This is a genomic window from Lawsonibacter hominis (assembly GCF_014287895.1).
GTDB classification, from domain to species: Bacteria; Bacillota; Clostridia; order Oscillospirales; family Oscillospiraceae; genus Lawsonibacter_A; species Lawsonibacter_A hominis.
Genome location: NZ_JACOPP010000019.1, coordinates 41,144 through 58,698, shown reverse-complemented (window position 1 = coordinate 58,698; position 17,555 = coordinate 41,144). Strand labels below are relative to the sequence as shown.

General features: G+C 51.9%; 18 protein-coding genes and 1 pseudogene. 5 read left to right on the top strand and 14 right to left on the bottom strand.

Features of this window, described 5'->3' with window-relative positions; genetic code table 11:
* Nucleotides 1-45: 45 nt before the first annotated feature.
* Together H8S57_RS12565 and H8S57_RS12560 are read right to left on the bottom strand one after the other, a co-directional pair.
* Nucleotides 46-549 (bottom strand): hypothetical protein, encoded by a 504-nt coding sequence (locus tag H8S57_RS12565; protein ID WP_186908375.1) that lies wholly within the window; start codon nt 547-549, stop codon nt 46-48.
* Nucleotides 550-551: 2 nt separating this feature from the next.
* Entirely contained in the window at nt 552-764 is a 213-nt protein-coding gene (locus tag H8S57_RS12560) for a helix-turn-helix transcriptional regulator (protein ID WP_186908374.1), read from the bottom strand.
* Nucleotides 765-999: 235 nt separating this feature from the next.
* Here H8S57_RS12560 and H8S57_RS12555 point away from each other — a divergent pair, with 235 nt between their 5' ends.
* The 4 genes and pseudogenes from H8S57_RS12555 to H8S57_RS18080 all read left to right on the top strand — a co-directional run.
* Nucleotides 1,000-1,434, top strand: coding sequence for a helix-turn-helix domain-containing protein (locus tag H8S57_RS12555; protein WP_186908373.1), 435 nt, complete (start codon nt 1,000-1,002; stop codon nt 1,432-1,434).
* A 358-nt stretch (nt 1,435-1,792) separates the two neighbouring features.
* The gene (locus H8S57_RS12550; protein WP_207723790.1) at nt 1,793-2,230 is read left to right on the top strand and encodes a stalk domain-containing protein; all 438 of its coding nucleotides are present in this window, start codon (nt 1,793-1,795) and stop codon (nt 2,228-2,230) included.
* A 14-nt stretch (nt 2,231-2,244) separates the two neighbouring features.
* Entirely contained in the window at nt 2,245-2,394 is a 150-nt protein-coding gene (locus H8S57_RS12545; RefSeq protein ID WP_186908371.1) for a hypothetical protein, read from the top strand.
* Between the two features lie 95 nt (nt 2,395-2,489).
* A pseudogene (locus H8S57_RS18080) lies at nt 2,490-3,338 on the top strand (tyrosine-type recombinase/integrase); the annotation flags it as partial.
* Between the two features lie 37 nt (nt 3,339-3,375).
* Here the strand turns inward: H8S57_RS18080 and H8S57_RS12540 are convergent.
* The 6 genes from H8S57_RS12540 to H8S57_RS12515 form a co-directional block, all read right to left on the bottom strand.
* Nucleotides 3,376-3,513, bottom strand: a complete 138-nt coding sequence (locus tag H8S57_RS12540; protein WP_186908377.1) for a hypothetical protein — start codon at nt 3,511-3,513, stop codon at nt 3,376-3,378.
* A 10-nt stretch (nt 3,514-3,523) separates the two neighbouring features.
* Nucleotides 3,524-5,050 (bottom strand): recombinase family protein, encoded by a 1,527-nt coding sequence (locus tag H8S57_RS12535; protein WP_186908370.1) that lies wholly within the window; start codon nt 5,048-5,050, stop codon nt 3,524-3,526.
* Nucleotides 5,035-6,693: a recombinase family protein gene (locus tag H8S57_RS12530; protein ID WP_186908369.1), complete on the bottom strand. Its 1,659-nt coding sequence runs from the start codon at nt 6,691-6,693 to the stop codon at nt 5,035-5,037. Before H8S57_RS12530 ends, H8S57_RS12535 begins: the two co-directional genes overlap by 16 nt.
* 2 nt (nt 6,694-6,695) lie before the next feature.
* Nucleotides 6,696-8,330 carry a recombinase family protein gene (locus H8S57_RS12525; protein WP_186908368.1) on the bottom strand — a complete coding sequence of 545 codons (1,635 nt, stop codon included), beginning with the start codon at nt 8,328-8,330 and terminating at the stop codon, nt 6,696-6,698.
* A 122-nt stretch (nt 8,331-8,452) separates the two neighbouring features.
* A complete protein-coding gene (locus H8S57_RS18250) occupies nt 8,453-8,956 on the bottom strand; it encodes a DUF6870 family protein (RefSeq protein ID WP_440131169.1) in 504 nt (167 codons plus the stop codon).
* Between the two features lie 298 nt (nt 8,957-9,254).
* Nucleotides 9,255-9,941: a sigma-70 RNA polymerase sigma factor region 4 domain-containing protein gene (locus H8S57_RS12515; protein ID WP_186908367.1), complete on the bottom strand. Its 687-nt coding sequence runs from the start codon at nt 9,939-9,941 to the stop codon at nt 9,255-9,257.
* A 242-nt stretch (nt 9,942-10,183) separates the two neighbouring features.
* Between H8S57_RS12515 and H8S57_RS12510 the strand changes: the two genes are divergently transcribed.
* Nucleotides 10,184-10,510: a helix-turn-helix transcriptional regulator gene (locus H8S57_RS12510; RefSeq protein WP_186908366.1), complete on the top strand. Its 327-nt coding sequence runs from the start codon at nt 10,184-10,186 to the stop codon at nt 10,508-10,510.
* A 160-nt stretch (nt 10,511-10,670) separates the two neighbouring features.
* Here H8S57_RS12510 and H8S57_RS12505 read toward each other — a convergent pair whose 3' ends face one another.
* From H8S57_RS12505 to H8S57_RS12480, 6 genes are read right to left on the bottom strand one after another with little or no spacing between them, the layout of a single operon-like run.
* The gene (locus H8S57_RS12505) at nt 10,671-11,039 is read right to left on the bottom strand and encodes a metal-dependent transcriptional regulator (RefSeq protein WP_186908365.1); all 369 of its coding nucleotides are present in this window, start codon (nt 11,037-11,039) and stop codon (nt 10,671-10,673) included.
* 11 nt (nt 11,040-11,050) lie between these two features.
* Nucleotides 11,051-12,787, bottom strand: coding sequence for an ABC transporter ATP-binding protein (locus H8S57_RS12500; RefSeq protein ID WP_186908364.1), 1,737 nt, complete (start codon nt 12,785-12,787; stop codon nt 11,051-11,053).
* A gap of 14 nt (nt 12,788-12,801) precedes the next feature.
* Nucleotides 12,802-14,547 (bottom strand): ABC transporter ATP-binding protein, encoded by a 1,746-nt coding sequence (locus H8S57_RS12495; protein ID WP_186908363.1) that lies wholly within the window; start codon nt 14,545-14,547, stop codon nt 12,802-12,804.
* Nucleotides 14,544-16,016, bottom strand: a complete 1,473-nt coding sequence (locus H8S57_RS12490; RefSeq protein ID WP_186908362.1) for an ABC transporter ATP-binding protein — start codon at nt 16,014-16,016, stop codon at nt 14,544-14,546. The genes H8S57_RS12495 and H8S57_RS12490 overlap by 4 nt, the downstream gene beginning before the upstream one ends.
* Before the next feature lie 17 nt (nt 16,017-16,033).
* Entirely contained in the window at nt 16,034-16,774 is a 741-nt protein-coding gene (locus H8S57_RS12485) for an energy-coupling factor transporter transmembrane component T (RefSeq protein WP_015524598.1), read from the bottom strand.
* Entirely contained in the window at nt 16,774-17,358 is a 585-nt protein-coding gene (locus tag H8S57_RS12480) for an MptD family putative ECF transporter S component (protein WP_186908361.1), read from the bottom strand. Before H8S57_RS12480 ends, H8S57_RS12485 begins: the two co-directional genes overlap by 1 nt.
* Between the last annotated feature and the right edge of the window lie 197 nt (nt 17,359-17,555).

The following is a 17,555-nucleotide window of genomic DNA, read 5'->3' as shown; positions in this document are numbered from 1 at the left end:
CCTTGGCCCGTCCTCGCGCCCTGCGGCGCTCATTTCGGGTTTGGCTCATGATGCGGCCTCCTTCCGCCTGACCTCCAGGCCAGCCATCTCCAGCAGCTTCCAAAACGACTGGATCGGGATGCGCTTGTCTTTGCCTTGTATGATGTGCATGACCGTGGTTTTGCTCATGCCAAGCCCAGACCCGATCTGCTCAAGCGTCAGCTTGTTGATCGCCTTGTAACAGGCCAAGCCATCCCCGAGCATCTTGTTCTGCCGGTCGAGCTTCGCTTCCTGCCGTTGGGCCTCCGTCAGATATACTTTTGGCATGGTGGTTGTCCTCCTTTTTGCTTGTCCCCCATCCGCCAATGTGGTATGATTTTGGCAGAGAAGGGAGGTGATTTTATGGATAGATGCGCCCAAAAGTCCAAACTCCAAAAATGTGGATTCGTGTTTCCGGATAGCGTCTTTAACGCGGCGGTGGTTCATGCCTGTCATTTCAGCAATCACCTTCGACGTGGTGAACGGAACCGCGTCCAGTCTGTTCGGGTCTAAAAAGACCAAATCGTTCATCGTTACCTCCCCGCACTCTGTTCTTGTCCTGGGTTATCCCGCAAAAGTTCGTCCACTGTACAGCAATAAAGTCCAGCTAACTTGACCAGCAAACCGGCGCGGGGACGGGTCTTGCCGGTCTCCCACAGGCAAACGGTAGATTGGTCAACGCCAATTTTCTCCGCTACCTTCATTTGCGAGATGCCAGCGCATTTTCTAGCACTAGCAAAACTCATATAATTGACACCTCCTTTTTGTGCTCTCTCACAAATATGAGATTAACTCATTGACAAAAAGGGCAAACCCGCTTAATATAAGTGTGCCATCACATTTAAGAAGCGGTTACCCAAACTAGAGGTTGCCCATTTGTCTAACGCTACAATGATAATACCTCATTATTATGAGATTTTCAATTGTGACTCTTCATAATTATGAGATATTATTATTGTGCACATTGTCAGGAGGAGCCAAATGTCCATCTTTTTTGACCGTTATAGCGCGCTATGTAAGGAACGCGGAGAGTCGCCAAACTCAGTCGCTAAAAAACTAGGGGTTTCATCTGGAAGCATAACCGCTTGGAAAAGGGGGACTATGCCAAGGAGCGAAACTGTAAATATGTTAGCGTCTTTCTTCAGCGTCAGCGCAGACTACTTGCTTGGTAACGTAAGTGATCCATTTTTCTATTTGGACAATGACCGCATAAAGGCAGAAATCAACAGCTACGAAGACACACCTCAAATAGAAAAAGAACCCACCCCCGTTTCCGAGAGTGGGCCTTTGAGTCCAGATGACGCGCGTATTATGGACATGATTCGCCAACTATCACCTGAGAACAAGAGGAAGTTCGCTGAGAAGCTAGAAGTTCTGATAGAATTTCAAGCGCCAGCCGCTGAACCTCAGGATTGAGATTTTGCACTTTCTCCAATAACTCACGGTCGCTTGGCATAAATGTACTCCCTTCCACGGGAGCGCTTCCGTATTTTTGAGCTCTGGTTAATTTTACCTCAATACCAGTAATGTTGTCACTGGAAATATTTTCTCCCATCGCATCCGCCTTCCTCCGCGCCACGGCTCCCTTGTCAGTGACATCAGTATAGAACGCACGTTCTAATATATCAAGTTGGAAATTTAGCCAAAAAACGTACCACTTTTTCTAAATACAATCACTTTTGTAGGGTTTAATAGGGCGGATTATAGGACAGGTCGCTTGTTATCGTACCAATGCCGCCGGATGGCGGTAAAAATAAGAAGATGGGATGTACAAATGAAAAGGCAATGGAAAGGCTTCGTGTCGGGCATTATGGTTACGCTGCTGCTGGTTGGCCTTATCGGGACAGCTGTGGCAGCCGGGTATCAAAAGCAAGCCACTCTGGACTACACCGGCATTAAAATTACGCTCGACGGGAAAGAAATCACTCCAACAGACGCCAACGGTGCCGCGGTAGAACCGTTTGCAATCAGCGGCACTACGTACTTGCCGGTCCGCGCCGTGGCGAACGCTTTTGGCTTGGAAGTCGGATGGGATCAGGACACATCAACGGTTACGCTTGATACCCCACAGATTAAAAAGCCAACCTACATCACCAGAACCGGGTCGAAATACCACAACGATCCGACCTGTAACGGAGGCACTTATTGGGAGGTCCCATATTCTACCGCAGTTGGGATGGGCCTTGAGCCATGCGATAAGTGCGTACATTAATGGAGGGTTCTGTAATGAGTTTTGGCGGTTTTAGCTGGAAGCGCGCCTTCGGCGTTACAAAGGCAAAACGCAAGATCGCAAAGGCAACGGGAATCCCGACAACAAAAGCAGGTCGGAAGCGGAAGGCGCAAAGCCTATTGTGGAAATCCTTGTTTGGGAAATAAAATCCGCCCCCGGTGTGCGGATACCGGAGGCGGCTAGGGGAAAGACAGTAAGTTTGAGCGCCTACTGCTCCTCTAGTTTACCAAAGATTGGGGGAATGTGCAAGATGAAAAAGAAACTTCCGACGCCGCAATTGCTTCCATCCGGGCAATACAGATGCCAGGTGATGGTGGAAGGGAAGCGGGTCAGCGTAGTGGACGGCGACCCGGACGTGGCCCAGGCAAAAGCTGTGGCGCTAAAAAACGGATTGCTCCATGAGGCCAAGCGGCCCGAGTCGCTTACAGTTGGGGAGGCAATCGACAGGTATATCGAAAGCAAGGATTCTGTCCTGTCTCCCTCTACGATATACGGGTACAAAAAGCTCCGGAAGAACACCATGCAGGGTATCATGAAAACGACGCTTTCCGCCTTGACGCAGGAGAAGGTACAGCGCGAGATGAATAGCATGTCCAGGACGCTGTCTCCTAAGACCGTCCGGAACGCTCACGGCCTGCTTAGCGCGGCGCTGGCCGAATATCATCCCGCGATGACACTGCGTACCACCTTGCCTCAAAAGCGGAAATACGAGGCGGGGATACCGACGGCAGAGGATATCGCCAGGATCATTGAGGCCGCGAAGGGTACTCCGGTAGAGTTGCCAATCCTGCTGGCCGTGTGGCTCGGCTTAAGGGCGTCAGAAATCAGAGGCTTAACATGGGACTGCATCGCAGACGACATGCTGCACATCCGGCAGGCCATTGTTAACGGAGAGGACGGTCCGAAGCTTAAGGGCACAAAGACCTACAGCGGGGATCGAAGGATAAGAATCCCAACCTATATCAAATCCTTAATCGAGGATCAACCGCACACAGATGACTATATAATACATCTAAGCGGGCAAGCCATGTATAAGCGGTTTTCCAGGCTTTGCGAAGGAGCCGGGCTGCCACATTACCGGTTTCACGATCTGCGTCACCCGTATGTCAAGCACACGACAAAAATTTTTAGCTTGCGCTTGATGGGTTTTCAAGCACAGGCTTATCCTGATGCTCGGCGAAAAACTCGCGGAGCTTGTCAGCTTCATCGGGGAGGACAAAGCCGAAGCCCTGTCCGTCCACTCTGCAATAGAAAGCGATTTTCATGTCTGCCACCTCAAGCGAAAATGTCTTGGATTTTATATGCAATCTCAATGCGCTTATCAGGGTACACCAGCACCCGGTCGATTAGCAGCTCGGCCAGCTCGGTGGTCAGCGTGTCCGCATCGAAAATCGCCTTGGACGCTTTCTTGCGGCTGTCCTGCCGTGCCTGTTCGTCTTGCTTCTGCTTCGCCTGTGCCAATACTGCGGCATAGGCATTTTTCGTTTTCAAAAGCAGCTCGTCACACGCGCCCTTTTCTGCTTTGTAGGTATTCAGGTCGATCTCGTCCATGAGATAGCGTTCGTAAAGTGTGCGCTTGCCGTCTTGCAGCGCCTCGATCTGCTGCTCATATTCGGCGCGTTCCGGTACGGAAGCATCTACCCGGAGCGTACCGCCAGGGGCAAGCGGTGCGGCGGCTTCCATCTGCTTTTTCAGAGTCAGGAATACCGTCTGTTCCAGCTCTGCGGCGTTCAGACGCATCTTGTGGCAGCGGCTTTCTACGTCCGCCTCGGAATGGCGGCAGTGATAGTATGAGGTTTTCTGCATGGTGCGGGACAGCGCATGACCGCAGCAGCCACAGAAGGCTTTGCCTTTCAGCGGGTAGTCCCGCTTTTTCTTGTTTGGCTGGGAAAATCGGAGCTGGCTGGCCTGCACGGTATCAAACACAGCTTTCTCAACGATGGCCGGGTGATGGTCGGGGATGATGTACCACGATTCTCTGTCCTTCAGGCGGCTTCTGGTGCCGCCTACTTCGAGAACCGCCCGCTTGCCGATTACATACACGCCGGTGTAGCGTTCGTCCTCCAAAATGCGGAGAATAGTGGATGTACTCCAAATCCCGTGACAGCGGGAAATATCGTGGGTGTGATTGCCGTGCGCCGCTTTGTACTGGCCGGGGGTAGGGATGTTCCTGCGGAACAGCTCCCGCGTGATGGCGGTGGCGTTGATGCCCTCGGCGGCAAGCTGGAAGATGAGCTGCACAACGGCAGCGGCCTCCTGGTCAGGCTCCATTCTGCCATCGGCGCTTTTGCGGTAGCCGTAGGGACAGATTTTACTCTGATACTCGCCGCGCTGCATCTTGGCGTACTTGGCACTCTTGGTCTTGATGGACATATCGCGGCTGTAATATTCGCTGATGAGATACTTGAATGCTACGTCCATGCCGCCGGTGTCGCCCTTGAATTTGCTGCTGTCAAAATCGTCGCTGATGGAAATGAAGCGGGTATGGAACAGCGGGAACACACGCTCGATGAAATAGCCGGTTTCAATGCTGTTTCGCCCGAAGCGGGAAAAATCCTTGACGATGATGCAGTCGATCTGATTGGCCCGCACCAGCTCAATGAGCTTCTGTACCTGCGGACGCTCAAAATTTGTGCCGCTGTACCCGTTGTCGATGAACTCCATAATCTCCGCGTTCAGAGCTTCCGGCATGGAAGCCGCGTACTCGTGGAGGACGAGACTCTGGTTTTCAATGCTCAGGCTGTCGTACTTGTAATCCTCGATGGAGAGGCGGATGTAGAGGGCGATCACATATTTCTGCATTGTTCCAGCACCTCCGCATAGGTTTCAAACTCGCTCTGGAAGCGATAGCGCACCGTGATCTGCTTATCGTGGGATACCTCGATGCGGTCGATCAGTCGCTCGATAAGAGCGCCGGTCAGCGCACGGTCGGTCTTGATCTGCGCGGCGTCCTGCTCCAGCGCCCGGTGCTGCTCAATCTGTGTATCCATCGTCCGCAGGCCGTCCTCCAACTGCTCCATTTCCACGGCGAGATCGGCAATGCGGCTTTCGTACTTCTCCTTGTAGTCGAAGTATTCATCCTTGGTAAGAACACCTTGGACGAGGGTTTCATATAAACTCCGCACGATACCGCGAAGCCGCTGGATTTCCTGCTTGCGGCTGGTGATCTTCTCCCGCAGCTCAGCGCGGTCAGCGGCCTGCCGGGGCAGCTCCGCAAGCGACAGGCGGTAGTCGCCCAAAGCGGTGTTGAGCGCTTCCTGAAGCATATCCGCCAGCATATCCAGCAGCGCATCCTCGCGGATGGTCACGCCGGGGCAGGCATCCTTGCTGATTCGGCTCTGGCTCAGACAATGGTAGAAGTACACATCGTCGGACTTCTTGCGGATATTCCGCTGCCGGTGCAGGCTGCCGCCGCAATGGGCGCAGAACACCTTGCCTTTGAGCAAATTCGGCGTGTAGGCTTTGACCTCCCGTGCCTTGGCGCGGCTGGCGGTCTGATTGAGAATTTCCTGCACCGCCGCGAACTGTTCCCGGCTGATGATGGCCTCATGGGTGTCCCGCACCACCGTCCATTCCTCGGCATCGGCCTTGACCTGCCGGTGATCCACGGTTTTGGTTTGCCCCTGCACCAAATCGCCGGTGTAGACCTCGGAGCGGAGAATGACGCCGACTGTTCGGGTCTGCCATCTGCCGCTGCCGAGCAAATTTTCGTGGGTGATTTTGCTCTGCATCTTCTTGTAGTGGCTGGGGGTGAGGATGCCAGCCTCGTTCAGCCGCACGGCGATGGTATTGAGGCCAGCGCCCTCGGAAGCCCATCGGAACATTCGCTGTACCACAATGGCGGCAACGGGGTCGATGATAAGCTGGTGGCAATCATCCTCCGCTTTCAGATAACCGTAGGGAGTACGCGCACCGATGAACTTTCCGTCCTTCATGGCCTGCCGCTGCTGCGCCCTGATCTTGCGCCCAATGTCCAAAGCGTAGGCTTCGTTTATCATGTTCCGCAGCGGGATGATGATACCAGAATGGGCATCTTCCGGGTTGGCGGTGTCGAAGTTTTCATTGACCGCAATGAAGCGGATGCTGCGGATGCGGAAATACTGCTCGATGTAGTAGCCGGTGTCGATGGTGTTCCTCCCCAAACGGGAGAGGTCTTTCACAATGACGCAGTTGACATGACCGGCTTCAATATCCGAGAGCATCTGCTGAAAGCCCGGACGGTGGAAGTTTGTCCCGGTCGCGCCGTTGTCGATATAGGTATCGTATACGCTGATCTCCGGGTACTGCTCCAGATAGCGGGCAATAATCATCTGCTGGGTTTCAATGGATACGCTGTGCGTGTGGGTATCCTCCACAGAAAGGCGGACGTAGATCGCGGCGCGGCAAGCGGCGTCGGCCTCCTGCACGACTACCGCAGCCGTTTCTTTTCTGCTTTTTCTCGCCATGCTCACCCCACCTTTCTCTGTTCGTAATCTTTCTGCTGCGCTGCCAGCGCCAAAAGCTGCAACGCCTTTTTGTATTCGTCCTCATGGGTAAAGGTAATATCCAGCTCCTTTTTGCCTCGGACGCGGATGCTCTGTACCATGTGAATGAGCGCCCTGCGGTCTAAGGTTTCCAGCGTGGAGAACTGCGTAAACTGCGAAATCCAGCGGTTGCGCTCACTCCGGTTTTCCAAAACCTCCGTGAGTTTTTCCTTGAGAACGCGGATGCTCTCGCGAATGTCCTCGGCCTGCTTGGTGTACTTTGCCTTATAGGAAGCGTATTCTTCCTTGGTAAGCATACCTCCCACAAGGCTCTCATAAAGCCGTGCCTTGAACTCCAGCACCTGCTCCAACCGGCGCTCGTTGTCGGTGATGTGGTCGCTGTATTCCTTGGCAAGCGCCTGATTGATGCTGGTCTGGTCAATGCCGGTCAGCAGTGCCTCCAGAGAAGCAATATTGCCGATATAGGATTTCAGGCTGTCCCGCACACAGTCGATCAGGCTGCTTTCTTTCAGCATGACCGGATGGCTGCAACCCTTTTTCTTGCCGGTGGGACAATAATAGTAGTGGTACTCCTTGCTGTTTGCACGGTTGGTCTTGCGGGTCATGCGGCTTCCGCAGCACCCGCAGATCAGAATACCGGAGAACAGGTACACCGTGTCCTCGTTGGGAGAAGTGCGGGTGTCCAGTCCCTTAATGCGCTGCACCAGCTCAAAATCCTGACGGGCGATCAATGCTTCGTGGGCATCCGGGACACGCACCCACTCGGAGGCGGGACGCTGCTCCATCTGCTTGATCTTGTAGTGTGGCGTACCCTGTTTGCCCTGTACCAGCGTTCCGGTATAGGTTTCGTCCTGCAAGATGCGGATGATGGTGGTTGCCGACCACTTGCAGTCGGCCTTGTCCGCATACCCCTTTTTCGCGTAGGGCAGGCCGTTGTTCTTCTTGTACGCCAGCGGGGAAAGGATACCCAGCCGGTTCAGCTCTGATGCGATCTTGGAGGCGCTTGCGCCCTCCAGCCGCATACGGAAGATGTCGCAGACAACGCGGGCGGCGTAGGGGTCAGGGACGAGCAAATTCTTGTTGTCCTCGGCTTTCATGTAGCCGTACACCGGGAACGCGCCGACGAAATCGCCGTTGCGCCGCTTCACGTCCAGAGAAGAACGGGTCTTGATGGAAATGTCCCGGCAATAGGCTTCGTTCATAATGTTCTTGACCGATACGGTCAGATCATCGCCGCTGTCGTGGGCGGTGTCGATGCTGTCGGTGATGGCAATGAAGCGCACCCCATAGGCCGGAAATACCCGGCGCAGATAGCGGCCGGTTTCAATGTACTCGCGCCCCAGCCGGGAGAGGTCTTTTACAATGACGCAGTTGATGTTGCCATCGGTGACATCCTGCATCATTTCCTTGAATGCGGGACGGTCAAAGATGATGCCGCTATAACCATCGTCGATCTTTTCGGAAACGACCTCAATATCCGGGTTGCGCTCCACAAAGTTCTCAATGAGCTTGCGCTGATTGGAAACGCTGTCGCTTTCGCTGGAATGATCGTCGGTGTAGGACAGGCGGATGTAAGCGGTAGCTTTGTATTTAGGCATGAAAAAGCACTCCTTTCTCCCGGACTGCTCCCGCATGAAAAGAGTGGTTATCTGGCTATTTGGTTTTCATCCTTTTCCACACCGATCATAGCACTCTCTGCGGAAAAAAGCGAGGATGTCGCTCAGCGCAAAATGCCTTGCAGACATTCCTCCAACGTAACGCCGTTCCCGGCGAAGCAGGCGTTTACCACGAAATCGCCGCAGCGGAAGCGGTAAGGATTTTTGATCTGGCGGATAAAGGCGGCAATGCGTTCTTCCTTGGGAAGATTTTTGTCTACGGATACTTCCCGGATGTCCACCAGTTCATCCGTGTGGGTTCGGGTTTCGTTTGGCGTTGGCTGCATCATGGCGATCTCCTTTCTCGGTTTGGTGGGTTTCCTCAAGGTCACATGAATGCGCTGACGGGCTTTCCCGTCAGCGCATGGTATCTGACTTTGAGAGGCGGCTGCGCGGGTAGAATTTGAGCCACATAACATAATGGCGAATACCGGCGCAGCCGCTCTGCTTGTCCATTTGAGAAGATCCATCCTATTTGCCACGCGCCCCGGATAGTGGGCATGATGCAGGCCGCCCTTGGCAGGGCTGTCATAACTCCACGATACCGCTGCACCAAAGGGCTGGCGCATACCGCAGGGTTCCCCCTCAAGTCTGTGGGAGGGCGTGAGCAAGTTTCATTATCCGCCGCGCTGTCATCGCGCCCGATTTGCCGAATCGGGTCTAAGGCTGCGTAGATCGCTCGGATGGCTTTTCCGGAATCACCTCCTTGAAGCCATCGTCGTGGCGGCGCACCTTATGCCGCTATCACGCGGGTTTTGTGCCTGCATCATGGTCTATTCAGTTTTCAACGTTCAACGAAAGGCTTCGTGGAGAATGTCCCTTCACCTATCATCTTTTTTAGGGCATTTTTGCACCCTGTTTTTGAGCTTACGGGAAAAATTTTTTGATTTTCTTCATTGCGGAGCCAATGCTTTTGGAAATGTTCTGGTGTCTGATGCCCTCAATCCGCCCAATTTCATCAACGGTCATTCCGCCAACGTAGTACATCCAAAGTCTGCGGAACTGTGTTTCCGTCAGCTTGTCCCTGATCTGAGAAACCATCGTGGAAGCCATTCTGCACCGCTCAGATTTTTCGTGCTGGCGCTCCATAACCACATCAATGGCAGGAATGGAAAGTGCGGCTTCGGACAGGTCATCAATGGACGTATTGTGTTTCCCCTCTACCACATCCTGATTGTCCTCAGTGTGGTAGTTTCCATCCGACCAAGATTTCCATTTCAGAAACTCTTCCTCGCTGGCAAAGTCCTCGCGGGTCAGGCGGATGATGACTTCATTGGCATCCATATAAACGATGGCATCGGAGTCTTTCTTATTCAGCGCATAGATGCTTTTTCTATTAAACATTTTGTTCCTCCGTTTCGGTGTTGGGTGGTTGGTGAGCCAAGCCAACACCGGCGGAGAACGACAGCCGACAGAAAAACGAAAAAAGGCGCTCGCACGGACATCATTGCCCGCACGAGCGCCTTGATTGTGCGCGAAAGCGCAAGGGAATACTGCTGCCCCCGGAGGAGCTAAATCACGGATGAACCATACTGCATAAAAAGAGAGCTGCAACTCACTTCTGTGAGTGCAGCTCGTCTGCGGGATCGCCGCGCGCTTTTTTGCGTGGGTGGCTACTCTGTACTTATGCTTTTTTACATGGCCGCGAGCGGTCTTAGCGCCATCTCCTGTTCATCCGTGTTCTCATAAAATAATCTTCAGTTCTTTGAATGTGATTTATAGCTCATCCAATATGAGTTACATGTAGATTTAAGTGAAGCGAAGCTCACTCTACAATATAGTAGAGGTGATTTCCAATGAACTTTCTTGACCTTTTTGCCCTCAAACTTCGGGAGAAGCGAATCCAGCAGAAGATAACACAGCGTGGACTGGCTGAAAAACTGAACATGTGTACGCGCACGATTATTGAGATTGAAAACTGCAAAAGCAATCCGAAGTTTGAAACCGTGGCTCTCATTTCCAAGGAGATGAGAATCAGCCTTGACGCCGTGGTGTTTCACGACGAAAACCCGCGTGAAATTCCAAAAGTTGTGGCAGATTTCTTTGCCGGAAAGAGTGATGCAGAAGCGGAGCGGTATATTGCATTGTGCCAAAGCGCAGAGAATTTGAGAGACGATAAATAAACACTGCCCCGCGTAGTCGGAATTCTCTGGATACAGTAAAAGCGGTCATCCTGCACGGATGGCCGCTCTTACTCTCGAATGACCGGCAGGTATGGGGATATAAACTTTACCGCCGACTACCTTTTGGCTACTAGTGTGAAGCGACGGTAGAATTTAAGTTTTACCTCTCCTGTTCGTGTGCACGCCGGATTTTTTCAAAGCTGTCCTGACTGATAGTGTGTTCAATCCGGCAGGCGTCGGCCTCCGCAGTTTTGGGATCAACGCCTGCGGCGATAAGCTGCTCGGTAAAGAAACGGTGGCGTTCATAGATTCTTTCAGCCACCTCGCGGCCCACATCGGTCAAATGGAGAAAGTGATCTTCGTCCATCATAAGAAAGCCGCCGTCCCGCAAGGTAGCCACTGCATGGCACACGCTGGGCTTTGACACCTCCATGTGCCGGGCCACATCTACGGAGCGCACCATACCGCGTTTCTTTTGGAGAACAAGGATGGTTTCCAGGTAGTCCTCCCCGGACGCATGAAGTTTCATCTGAACCTCCTTTACTGAGCCAGCTTCCAGCCGATGGCCTCCTGTCTGGCCGATACAAAATCGGCATACAGGCCCTTTTGCTGGATTAGCTCCGCATGAGTGCCGCGCTGGACGATATGAGCGTTGTCCAGTACAAGGATCTGATCGGCGTTGCGGACGGTTTTCAGACGGTGGGCAATCATGATGATAGTCTTGTCATGGGTCAATGCCTCGATAGCCCGCTGCAATTCATCCTCATTCTCCGGGTCAACGCTGCTTGTTGCCTCGTCCAAAATGATGATAGGTGCGTCCTTCAGCATGGCGCGGGCGATGGAAATCCGCTGTTTCTCGCCGCCGGACAAAGTACCGCCTCCCTCGCCAATCACGGTGTCATAGCCATCCGGCAGGGCAGAAATAAAGTTATGGCAGCAAGCCTTTTTCGCCGCTTCAACCACTTGTTCATGGGTAGCATCCGGGCAGCCAAACTTGATATTGTTCTCAATCGTATCTGCAAATAGGTACACGCTCTGGAACACCATCGAGATATTCTTCATCAGGCTGTCCAGCTTGAAATCTCGTACATCCGTACCGCCTATGGTAATCTTCCCGGCATTCACATCCCAAAAACGGGCAATCAGGTTGCACATCGTTGTCTTTCCTGCCCCGGAAGGGCCGACAATGGCCGTAGTCGTTTTTTCGGGAATGGTAAAGCTGACCTGATCTAATATCTTACGGTCTGCGTAGGAAAAATCCACCTTGTTAAACACGATCTCGCTGGACTTCGGCGTAATATCAGCGCCTTTCTCGTCCATTACCGGCGTGTCATCAATGGAGTTTGCCGTATCCATCGAGGCCGCCAGCATTTGCAGCAAAGAGGCCATATTCCCGGCGTTCTCCAAATCGTTGAACACCATGAAAGAAGCAATTACCAAAATCAGGCCATAGGCCAGCGGCAGGGAGCCGTCCAGCCAGAACCAGACCGAGGCCAAAAGCAACAGGACGCTGAACACTCGGACAACAGCCTGTTTGATAGCGTCATAGGGAACGCTGGCCTTTGTCAATTTCAGGTTATCCCGGCAGCTCGCCTTAATTGCACTGCCGATAGACTGCGTGCTGTCCCGTTCCAATCCAAATGCTTTGACAATCCCCATCCCCTGAATGTACTCCAACACAGACTCCACAAGGGACTCCTGTGTGTGCTGGCGTACCCCGCTGAGCGCGGCAGATTTGCGAAGCGCCAGTTCCGCCGCCGCAAGGTAAATCAGGACACCGGCAGCGGCCACAAGACCGATCCGCCAGTCAAATACCAACAGGACAATGACGAGGGCAACCGAGTTGAAAAAACCGCCCAGCACTGACACCAGGACACGGGCTGCTGAGTTCTCTACATCACCCAAAGTTGTTGTGACAATGGCGGTAATATTCCCGATACTATTCTTGTTGAAGTAGCCCATCGGGATGTAGCGCAGCCGATCTCCGATGTGGATACGCTTTTCCGCCACCATGCAATAGCCGGTTTCTGTCTGCTCCATCGTGGAGAAATAGGTCATGATGATACGCCCAATGAGGGAAACGGCCATAATTCCCAGCGAAATGCAGATAAACTTTCCGTCCCGGTTGTCAGATACTAACGCGCCGATCACTACAAAGAGGGCGGCAAACTGCATGGCTGAAAACAGCCCGGACAGGAATGAGAATAACAGGGATTTTTTTAGAAGCCCCTTTTTGCTGCCTGCAAAAGCAAAGATTTTTTTCAATGTTCCATACATCTGACAACACCCCCTTACATCTGGTCTTTCGCGCCGATGTGCGCCTGCCACATATCCCGGTAGAGGGGGCAGGTTTCCAGCAGCTTCTCATGCGTGCCCTGTGCGTGGATGGTTCCATCCTTCACCACAACGATGTTATCTGCGCCAACAATGGTAGACAGCCGGTGTGCGATCACAATCAGGGTCTTGCCGACAGTTAAAGTGGAAATGGCTTTCTGCACCAGCGCCTCATTCTCTGGGTCGATATAGGCAGTTGCCTCGTCCAAAATGACAACCGGTGCATTTTTCAGCATGGCGCGGGCGATGGCAATCCGCTGGCGTTCACCGCCGGAAAGATGGGAACCGGCGCTGCCGACAACCGTATCATAGCCATTATCCAGCTTGCGGATAAAGGCGTCGCAGCCGCTTTGTTTGGCTGCCTGCTCCACCTCTGCGTCCGTGGCACTGGGTCTTCCCATGCGGATATTCTCCCGGATACTGCGGTTAAACAGGTAGTTGTCCTGAGATACATAGGAAATCTGGTCTGCAATTTCAGACAGCGGCATATCCTTCAGCTCATGGCCGCCGAGGGTAGTGCTGCCGGATGTAACATCCCAATACCCGGCAATCAGCTTCGCCACCGTAGACTTGCCGGAGCCGGACGGCCCTACAAGGGCGGTCATGGTTCCGGGGTGGATGGCGAGATTCACATCATGCAAAACCTCTGTTGTCCCGTCATAGGAAAACGACACAGACCTAAGAGAAATGCCGGTATCTTCCAGCTTGATCGGCGTTTCTTTATGGTTCAGTTCTTCGGCGTTCAGAAGCTGGCTGATTTCTTCCACATTTGTCCCCAGTACAGCCAAATCGTCCGTAAAGGTAAAGGCCGCAATAATCGGCCCAACAAGGCCCAGAGAGAAAATCACAATGGACAGGAAGGTGGAAAGTTCCAGGCTTCCGGAGAGCCAGAACGAAAAGCCGCAGGGCAGTACGCAGATCAGCACCGAGGGCAGGATGGCGTTATAGGCGCTCATGGTTTTCTGATTTTCCCGCATCCAGTCCACATAGTAGTTGGCGTTGTAATTCACCGCGTCAGAATATTTTTTGTAGGAACCGGCGGATTGGCTGAACGCTTTCACCACCTCAATGCCTCCGATATATTCCACGATGGCGTCTGTCATCTGCTTGCCTGCCTTGACAGCACCCTCCCACTTGACGGGATAGTTTTTCATACCGGCGGACATAACCACAAGGCCCACCACGAGAGTGACAAGGGACAAAAGCGCCATACGCCAGTCCAGAATAAGCAGGTACACGACAATCACAATGGGAACCAGCACATTTGCGGTCATTTCCGGGATCAGGTGTGCAAAGGTCGGCTCCATTCCCTCCACCCGGTCAACAATCGTTGTTTTGTACTGGCCGGACGGAGTATCTAAAATCGTCCCCATCGGGACGCGGGCCAGCTTTGCGGTGATATTCTCTCGCAGATCGCGCAGCGTGTAATAGGTCGCCGTGTGGGAAATGACTGTTGAAAGATTGACGAAAACAACCTTTCCCAAATAACCGCACAATGCAACGATACAGGCCGTCATATAACTGGAAAAATCCTGCTCTCCCGACAGCATCAGTGTGACAATATGCGCCACGCAGAAATAGGGCACCATCTGGCAGGCCACGCCTAATACCGCAAGGATAATACTGCCGATGAATTTCCCGTGATAGGGCTTGCCCCATCCCCATAAGACGCCTATGGGCGACTCTTTCTTTTCTTCCTTCATTTTGTAGGCACCCCCTTTATAAAATAGTTTCGGATTTTTTCAAGACCGGCCTCATCCATTTGAAATTTGTCGATGATGGAACCGTCCTCAAAATGGACAATATCCGTACAACAATCTAAAAGCAGCTCAAGATCATGGGTAATGACATACAAGGTAATGCCTGCATCCCTGACTTGTTTCAAGACATTGGCAACCTCTTTCATGTGTTTGTAATCAAGACCGCTGGTCGGTTCGTCAAAAAATAAGATAGAACGCTGGGATGCGATTGCCGAGGCAATTGCTACCCGCTGCTTTTGGCCGCCGGAAAGGGACATAGGGTGTCTGTCTTTGAAGCCGATTAAATCTAACTCGGCAAGGATTTCCTCAGCCCACTCCTGATTTTCCTCCTCCATACTGATCAGGACTTCATCCAGCACAGTTTCCGTGAAAAGCTGGTGATTGACTTCCTGCATCACCATGTAGCAGGTATTTAGTCTGTCTTTAGGCCGATAAGTTCTGCCGTTCCAGATCACCTCACCGCAACGCTTTTCAAGGCCGCAGAAACACCGGGAGAAGGTGGACTTTCCAGCTCCATTATTCCCGATGATCCCGACAATACGATTTGCGGGGATTTTACTTTCCCGGATGTGCAGCGTTTCCGGTTCGTTTTTGTAGGCAAAGCAGAAATTGCGAAGTTCCATTTGCTGACCGGCCTTGGGCAATGCTTTCGGCGGCAACAAATCTTCAAGAATAAAGGTACGCAGCCCCAACTTGGCTCTCTGTTGCTCCGTCAGGCTCTCAAACTCCGCTGCGGAGTAATCTTTTTCCACCTTTCCGCCGGTAATATAGATAAAACGATCCGCAAGACCGCGCAGATAGTAGAGCCGATGCTCTGACACTATAATTGTTTTCCCCTGCGACTTCCAAAACGCAAGTATTGCTCTCAGATCCAGGATAGAGGAAGCATCCAGGTTGGATGACGGCTCATCCATAACCAGCACATCCGGCTCCATGATGGATACCCCGGCACAGGCAATTTTTTGCTTTTCCCCGCCGGAGAGATGAAAGATATTGCGTCCCATCAATTTCTCCAGACGTAAATCCCGGATGGTCTTATCTAATCGTTCCCGAATACTTTGCTCCGGCTGGCCGAGATTTTCACACCCGAATGTGATTTCGCTGGTTGTGTCCACATTGAAAAATTGTGAGCGGGGGTTTTGAAACACGCTGCCAACCGTTTTCGCGGTATCATAAAGAGGCTGTTCCGAAACCTTTGCCCCATTTACCCACACTTCTCCATTCATTTTTCCTTCATAGTAATGGGGAATCAGACCGTTGATCAGCCTGGTAATTGTCGTTTTTCCACTGCCGCTTTCGCCGCAAAGTACGACGCATTGACCGTCCTCTACGGTCAGATTTATATCATGGACTCCACCAGCGTTCTCGTTTTCTTCTCCATAAGAGAAAGTCACATGGTCAATCCGTATCATAGGTTCACCCCCTCCCGTCAAAAAGAAATCTGCTGCTGAAACAAAAACAAGGCAAAACAGATAACGCAAAACAGAATCGCAATCAAATCTTGAACATGGAAACCGATCTGGCACACGTTTGTACGTTTAACGGGGGCTCCAAGCCCCCGTGTCAACGCAGCAGCAGAAAGTTCATCACCAATCTTCACAACGGACACCATCAAAGGAACAAGGCGATATTCCAACATCAGGAAAGGATTTTTCCCGCCGAATCGTATGCCCCGCATTTTCATTGCATCCCGGATGGCCTGATATTCTTCGCTGATGGTTGGGAAAAAGCGAAAAATGACAGACATTGGAATCACGATTTTTTCCGTGATGTGCATACGCTCCATTGCGCCGATAAACTCACTGATCGAAGTGGATGAGATCAGATAGGCACCTGTCATAATGCCGGGCGCAAACCGCGTCATGATAGATGTCACTGCCAGCACGATGAACGAGAGTAATCCACTCAAACTCGTAAGGGCAATCCGTTCCAGTATAAAGCAAACCGCATATAGCACCAGATATTTTCCTGCTGTTTTGAAACGGCGTTCCGACAAAATCAGAGCAAAGGGGACAAGGCTTAGACACGGCTTGACGATGTTCATAATTCCTTCGTTACTGGTACTGAACATCAGTGTTGTAATCGTCAGCAGCAGAATGAGCTTTGTCCGGGGATCAAGCAGGATTCCTTTTCTTTTTTCGGTTGTTGCTGAAAATGATAGCCCGTTCATCACACAATGCCCGCTTTAGCAAAATGCTTTTTCAGAAGCGCCTTACCTAAAAGTCCGCCCAGGATCGCAAAAATGAAGATTCCGGCGATTACCAGAATAATGCTCCACATAGGCATAACAGCCATTACCCTGTCAGCGTATTCCTTACCAAAGCTGGCCGCAAAACTGGCCCAGGAATCCTCAACCATGAAATACATGGGGATATATGTACCAACCATCCAAAGGCTGAACACCGCATACCCAATCAGGATCTTCTTGGCGCTTTTATAACCGCCGGATTTCAAGATCAAATCTCCCAGCAGACCAAAAATCGCGCCCATCGGTACGCCCCAAAATCCCATGCCAGTCAGCCCCATCAGCAGGCCGCTTAAAATTCCCATAATTGTAACCATGCCGAATTTTTTAACTCTGGTCAGGAACAGCATGAACGGGATGCCGGTAATCAAAGACCACAATGCTCCGAGGATCGGCAAAAAGATAGGTACAAAGCCGATGGGAATGGCGACACAGCAGCCAATCACAAAGTAGAGAACGGTGAACAGGCCGAGGTTAATCAGGTCTTTTGCTTGTAACTTGTTACTCATAACGAATACCTCCATTCATTTGCTGGTTAGCGTCTTCTAACCCCTCTATAAGATACCATAGTTAGCAGTAGCTCTCTACAACCAATCATCTTTTTAGCTCCAAACAGCAACGAGTTTTTTTATTGACTGACTTCGCTTACAATTCTATAATATGATTAAAATCAAGGGCAATGAGCCAGACAAATCGACAGGAGTTA

What these genes read in the sequence shown, in the direction of transcription:
- H8S57_RS12565 (WP_186908375.1), bottom strand. Translation starts at nt 549, where the DNA reads ATGAACGATTTGGTCTTTTTAGACCCGAACAGACTGGACGCGGTTCCG.
- H8S57_RS12560 (WP_186908374.1), bottom strand. Translation starts at nt 764, where the DNA reads ATGAGTTTTGCTAGTGCTAGAAAATGCGCTGGCATCTCGCAAATGAAG.
- H8S57_RS12555 (WP_186908373.1), top strand. Translation starts at nt 1,000, where the DNA reads ATGTCCATCTTTTTTGACCGTTATAGCGCGCTATGTAAGGAACGCGGA.
- H8S57_RS12550 (WP_207723790.1), top strand. Translation starts at nt 1,793, where the DNA reads ATGAAAAGGCAATGGAAAGGCTTCGTGTCGGGCATTATGGTTACGCTG.
- H8S57_RS12545 (WP_186908371.1), top strand. Translation starts at nt 2,245, where the DNA reads ATGAGTTTTGGCGGTTTTAGCTGGAAGCGCGCCTTCGGCGTTACAAAG.
- H8S57_RS12540 (WP_186908377.1), bottom strand. Translation starts at nt 3,513, where the DNA reads ATGAAAATCGCTTTCTATTGCAGAGTGGACGGACAGGGCTTCGGCTTT.
- H8S57_RS12535 (WP_186908370.1), bottom strand. Translation starts at nt 5,050, where the DNA reads ATGCAGAAATATGTGATCGCCCTCTACATCCGCCTCTCCATCGAGGAT.
- H8S57_RS12530 (WP_186908369.1), bottom strand. Translation starts at nt 6,693, where the DNA reads ATGGCGAGAAAAAGCAGAAAAGAAACGGCTGCGGTAGTCGTGCAGGAG.
- H8S57_RS12525 (WP_186908368.1), bottom strand. Translation starts at nt 8,330, where the DNA reads ATGCCTAAATACAAAGCTACCGCTTACATCCGCCTGTCCTACACCGAC.
- H8S57_RS18250 (WP_440131169.1), bottom strand. Translation starts at nt 8,956, where the DNA reads ATGCGCCAGCCCTTTGGTGCAGCGGTATCGTGGAGTTATGACAGCCCT.
- H8S57_RS12510 (WP_186908366.1), top strand. Translation starts at nt 10,184, where the DNA reads ATGAACTTTCTTGACCTTTTTGCCCTCAAACTTCGGGAGAAGCGAATC.
- H8S57_RS12505 (WP_186908365.1), bottom strand. Translation starts at nt 11,039, where the DNA reads ATGAAACTTCATGCGTCCGGGGAGGACTACCTGGAAACCATCCTTGTT.
- H8S57_RS12500 (WP_186908364.1), bottom strand. Translation starts at nt 12,787, where the DNA reads ATGTATGGAACATTGAAAAAAATCTTTGCTTTTGCAGGCAGCAAAAAG.
- H8S57_RS12495 (WP_186908363.1), bottom strand. Translation starts at nt 14,547, where the DNA reads ATGAAGGAAGAAAAGAAAGAGTCGCCCATAGGCGTCTTATGGGGATGG.
- H8S57_RS12490 (WP_186908362.1), bottom strand. Translation starts at nt 16,016, where the DNA reads ATGATACGGATTGACCATGTGACTTTCTCTTATGGAGAAGAAAACGAG.
- H8S57_RS12485 (WP_015524598.1), bottom strand. Translation starts at nt 16,774, where the DNA reads ATGAACGGGCTATCATTTTCAGCAACAACCGAAAAAAGAAAAGGAATC.
- H8S57_RS12480 (WP_186908361.1), bottom strand. Translation starts at nt 17,358, where the DNA reads ATGAGTAACAAGTTACAAGCAAAAGACCTGATTAACCTCGGCCTGTTC.